Raw genomic sequence first — 1,825 nt, forward strand, 5'->3', positions numbered from 1 at the left:
TCAAATTCATTCTTTTTCTGAACCTCATGGGATGCTTCTCTACGTTCAGCATGACGCTCCGAAATTCTGACATTGATAACTTTGAGAAAGAAAATCCTATTTGGAGCTATCCAATGCCCTTTCTACATCCAGAATGATATCTTCATGATGTTCCAAGCCAACAGAAAGTCTCACCAATCCATCTGTGATGCCAACATTGGCCCTTTCTTCTTCACTCAGTTTACTATGGGTGGTAGAAGCGGGGTGTGTAATGATGCTTCTGCTGTCTCCCAAATTTGCAGTAATAGAAATCATCTGTAAGGCATCGATAAACCGCTGCGCCCTTTGGATACCGCCCTTTAAAGTCAAAGTGATGATTCCTCCTCCCTGCGACATTTGCTTTTTTGCCAATTCATACTTAGGGTGGGAGGGGAGGAATGGATATTTCACAGATTCAATCTCTTTGTTACCCTCGAAATATTCAGCAACTTTCAGCGCATTGCCACAATGTCTATCCATCCTGACTGCCAATGTTTCCATGCTTTTAGACAGAATCCAGGCATTAAATGGCGATATCGATGGGCCGGTATGTCTTGTAAAAAACTGTACTTCTTTGATCAGATCATGTTTTCCTAAAATTAAACCTCCTAATACCCTTCCTTGTCCATCAATGTATTTGGTGGCTGAATGGGTCACGATATGGGCACCCCATTTTGCGGGCTGTTGCAGGTATGGTGTCGCAAAACAATTGTCCACTACCAAAATCAGGTTATGTGCTTCAGCAAACTTTCCTACCCATTCCAGGTTAATGATTTCCAAACCGGGATTCGAAGGGGTTTCAATGAAAAGCATTTTGGTGTTTGGTTTGACTAGCTTCTCCCAATTGGCGGTATCAGCAATGTCTCCGTATGTAGAGGTTATTCCCCATTTTGGAAAAACTCTTGTCAGCAGTTGATGTGTTGACCCAAACAATGACCTGGAAGCTAGGATATGGTCTCCCTGTTTCAAAAGAGAGGCAATGCTGCCAAACATAGCCGCCATACCCGAAGCAGTTGCGATTCCGTCATCAGTTCCTTCTGCTGCGCAAACTTTTTGGATCAGGTCAGATGAATTGGGATTGGCATATCTCGAATAGATATTCCCTTCGATTTCTTCAGCAAACAACTGTCGCGCTTCTTCTGCCGAATCGAAAGTAAAACTAGAACTTAAGTACAATGGGGCAGAATGCTCCTTATGGTTGGATTTGGATGCTGAGATTCGGATAGCTTCAGTTTCGAAATGGGACATTTAAGTTTTGGTTAATGGTTAATTTCTAAGATTCCGAACGAATTTGCGATTCAGGATGGTTGAAATAGGGAAGAAATATGATTGAATATATAATAGAAATAGGAGCGAAGCAGAGATCCCGAGAGCAATGGCAATTCGGGATATGATTGAAATAAAGTAGAAATATTGAGTAAAAACGAGAGCGAAGCGGAAATTCTGGGTGCGGTTGAAATTCTTGATAACGGTTGAAATAAAAATAAGAAAGAGTGGTATTTCTGATCGAATTACTAGGCTGTTTGGAACTGAGATGTTTGTAAATTCATTGAAGTCCTGATCATAAAAAAGGCGGATGTTCCAACTCTTGGTACATTGTACGTTGTACTTGGTACAAATACCTGAAGACCAAACAATCTCTTTAAATAGCGTGTGAATCTGTAATAATGGCATAATCTCTAATTTATAGTTCCCGATTGGACGGGCAGGTTTTGGCACCTTTCCCGATGTGTCGGGGTGGTTGCCAGAGGGTCTTCGAGCCTGTTCTCTCACCTCTTCTTTATAAATCAGTTTCCTGAAGTGAATG

At 41.6% G+C, this 1,825-nt stretch carries 1 protein-coding gene and 1 riboswitch; the gene reads right to left on the reverse strand.

Annotated features, from left to right (window positions below):
• Positions 1 to 96: 96 nt before the first annotated feature.
• On the reverse strand, positions 97 to 1,266 hold the full coding sequence (locus ACEW8U_RS17910; RefSeq protein WP_373523426.1) for a PLP-dependent aspartate aminotransferase family protein: 1,170 nt from the start codon (positions 1,264 to 1,266) through the stop codon (positions 97 to 99).
• Between the two features lie 433 nt (positions 1,267 to 1,699).
• Positions 1,700 to 1,807, reverse strand: a riboswitch (SAM riboswitch).
• Between the last annotated feature and the right edge of the window lie 18 nt (positions 1,808 to 1,825).

The organism is Aquiflexum sp., from assembly GCF_041751335.1.
GTDB lineage: Bacteria > Bacteroidota > Bacteroidia > Cytophagales > Cyclobacteriaceae > Aquiflexum.